Source organism: Pseudomonas emilianonis, from assembly GCF_023072625.1.
Classification (GTDB): Bacteria; Pseudomonadota; Gammaproteobacteria; order Pseudomonadales; family Pseudomonadaceae; genus Aquipseudomonas; species Aquipseudomonas paraveronii.
The window spans coordinates 1-2077 of the sequence record NZ_JAKNRV010000590.1 but is presented as its reverse complement, the minus strand read 5'-3'; the positions used below and the strand labels follow the sequence as shown (position 1 = coordinate 2077).

Here is a 2077-nt window from a genome sequence, read left to right as displayed (position 1 = left end):
GGCTTGCCGTACTGGCCACACCCGTCGGCGCCCCGCGCGAGCTGTATCACACCCAGGTCGCCGCCCACGCCAAGGGCATGCGCACCCTGAACCTGCCCGATGGCAGCCGTCTCTACGTGAATGCCAACACACGCCTGCGCGTGGACTTCAGCGCCCACCAACGCATCGTTCACCTGGATAAGGGCCAGCTGTATATCGAAGTAGCAGCCGACAAGGAACGCCCCCTGTACGTGCAAGCCGGCGAAGCGACGGTGCGCGTGGTGGGCACCGCTTTCGATGTGCGACGCAGCCAGCAGCAACTGGTGGTCAGTGTTGCCCGCGGCCAGGTGGCGTTTGCACCGGATGCGAAAACCCCGGTCGCGTTGCTCGGCGCCCAGCAACGCGCCACCTTCAGCTACGCCAATGGCTCCGTGCAACAGCAACCCCTCATCGCCGAGGAGGTCGCCGACTGGCGCAGCGGGCACTTGTCGTTCCGCAATCGCGAACTGGCCAGCCTGATCGATGAATTGAGTTTGTACCGTCCCCAACCTCCGCTGCAGGTGAGTCACGCCGTGGCGCATCTGAAGGTGTCGGGCAATCTGGATGTGAATGACCCGGATGCCCTGCTCAACGCCCTGCCCGCCTTGTTGCCGGTGAAAACCGTGACCTCGGCCGAGGGCATTGTCAGAATCGAACCGCGGAAATAATCCCGGAACAACCACGCTCCCACCGCAACCGTTGGACGCCGTTCCCCGCCGGGAGCTACCCGACATCGACCGCTAAGGCTACGAAGGGCGTTGAAGCGTTTCCTGGCCAAGCGCGACACGGTCGACACCCATTCGGCCTAGCGGTTGCGCACCAGGCTCAACTCGGCGGTCTGTGTGCGCTGCTTGCTCAAGTAGCGGGTACAGCTGACGCGCAGAAACGAGGCAAAATTGACCACCTCGCCGCGGTAGTCCATGACTTCCTCGTACAGCTTGGTGATCAGTTGATTGGTGGTCATGCCATCCACGCTGGCGATTTCGCTGAGGATGTCCCAGAACTGGTTTTCCAGGCGCACGGTGGTGACGACGCCGCAGATGCGCAGGGAGCGCGAGCGAGACTCATAGAGAATCGGGTCGGCCTTGACGTACAGCTCGCACATGGCGATGACCTCCGTTGCTTACAAGGTGATTTTCGTACCCAGCAGGCCGAGGAACCCTGCCAGCCAACTTGGATGCGCCGGCCAGGCCGGTGCCGTGACCAGATTGCCTTGAACGTGGCTGTGGGTCACTGGAATATCGATGAACGAACCGCCTGCCAGGCGCACTTCCGGGGCACAGGCCGGGTAGGCACTGCACTCGCGGCCATCGAGGATACCCGCCGCCGCCAGCAGTTGCGCGCCGTGGCACACCGCAGCAATCGGCTTGCCGGCCTGATCGAAGGCGCGCACCAGTTGCAGGACTTTTTCATTCAGGCGCAGGTATTCCGGCGCACGACCACCAGGCACCAGCAGCGCGTCGTAGTCGGCGGCTTCGACCTGGGCGAAATCCGCATTCAGGGCGAACAGGTGACCGGGCTTTTCGCTGTAGGTCTGGTCGCCTTCAAAGTCATGGATCGCCGTGCGCACGGTCTGGCCGGCCGTCTTGTCGGGGCACACCGCATGGACGATGTGACCGACCATCAGCAGCGCCTGGAAGGGCACCATCACTTCATAGTCTTCGACGTAATCGCCGACCAGCATCAGGATCTTTTTCGCGGCCATGGGGCATTTCTCCAGTTCAACGGTTGGGCAGACAAGAGTAGCCAAGATAGGCGCGTGCCGACGGGCCGGGTAATCCCCCGCTACTACAACTGTACGGATCAATCTGCACCCAGCTGTAGGCACCCGATTCCCGGAGGCTGTGGCTAGATGAGCGCTCACCTCCGACCCCTCGATTCCGGTTCCCGCCATGAGTTCGCGCGAAAACACTGGCATGGCCCTCGGCCTGCTGGGCGTCATCATCTTCAGCCTGACCCTGCCCTTCACGCGTATCGTGGTGCAGGAAATCCACCCGTTGCTCAACGGCCTGGGCCGTGCGTTGTTCGCCGCGATCCCGGCGGCCGCGCTGTTGCTGTG

Annotated in this window: 3 protein-coding genes and 1 pseudogene; 2 read left to right on the top strand and 2 right to left on the bottom strand. The window is 63.0% G+C overall.

What is annotated here, in order from left to right; translation table 11 throughout:
- Positions 1–686, top strand: a 686-nt coding sequence (locus tag L9Z73_RS29755; protein ID WP_247408492.1) for a FecR family protein, incomplete at its 5' end; no start/stop codon positions are given.
- Positions 687–823: 137 nt separating this feature from the next.
- Here the strand turns inward: L9Z73_RS29755 and L9Z73_RS29750 are convergent.
- Both L9Z73_RS29750 and L9Z73_RS29745 read right to left on the bottom strand, forming a co-directional pair.
- Positions 824–1123, bottom strand: coding sequence for a ribbon-helix-helix domain-containing protein (locus L9Z73_RS29750; RefSeq protein ID WP_247408489.1), 300 nt, complete (start codon positions 1121–1123; stop codon positions 824–826).
- Between the two features lie 18 nt (positions 1124–1141).
- Entirely contained in the window at positions 1142–1723 is a 582-nt protein-coding gene (locus tag L9Z73_RS29745; protein ID WP_247408487.1) for a DJ-1/PfpI family protein, read from the bottom strand.
- 187 nt (positions 1724–1910) lie between these two features.
- Here L9Z73_RS29745 and L9Z73_RS29740 point away from each other — a divergent pair.
- Positions 1911–2077, top strand: a pseudogene (locus tag L9Z73_RS29740) (EamA/RhaT family transporter); the annotation flags it as partial.

Bases quoted from the DNA above. Each gene is read 5' to 3' on its own strand.
- L9Z73_RS29750 (WP_247408489.1), bottom strand. From the start codon at position 1,123: ATGTGCGAGCTGTACGTCAAGGCCGACCCGATTCTCTATGAGTCTCGC.
- L9Z73_RS29745 (WP_247408487.1), bottom strand. From the start codon at position 1,723: ATGGCCGCGAAAAAGATCCTGATGCTGGTCGGCGATTACGTCGAAGAC.